The organism is Dellaglioa sp. CoH-55-MRSF-7 (assembly GCF_056782235.1).
On sequence record NZ_JBXAYI010000070.1, the window covers coordinates 1 to 417 of the forward strand.

Sequence of the window (417 nt, forward strand, 5' to 3'; positions counted from 1 at the left end):
GAATGCACCTGCCCCAACCCACAAGAGTGCCCCGCGACCTGATTCAACCATACACCATCGAGCGGAACGCCCATCTCGGGCCGGTCCCCCGGGAGGTGGCGTAGCACCCTATTCACCGCGCGACAGTAAAGCCGCACAGGCTATGGCGACACTGCCACGCGCGCTTCAAGAGTTCGTGGCAAACGGGGAAACGAGTCCCGGCTCCGAGTCCCGTAGCCATGCAGGCGGCCAACTGAAGGCAGGCAGTGGCACACTGGCCAAGTCCATTCTGCACGATGTGCCGGGTGCTTTGGAGAAGATGGGTTTGCTACAACAGCTTGTTGGGGAGAACGCAGATGGCGATGCCCGTGACAAAGTAGAAGCCCTGATCGACGAGTTGCTGAATACCTCGTCCATGCGCGAGGCCATAGCGAAGCT

At 60.7% G+C, this 417-nt stretch carries 1 protein-coding gene; it reads left to right on the forward strand.

Annotation, left to right across the window (positions count from 1 at the left end; translation table 11 throughout):
- Window positions 1-142: 142 nt before the first annotated feature.
- A partial coding sequence (locus tag AC1RPU_RS07895) for a hypothetical protein (protein ID WP_481769628.1) occupies window positions 143-417 on the forward strand: 275 nt, incomplete at its 3' end.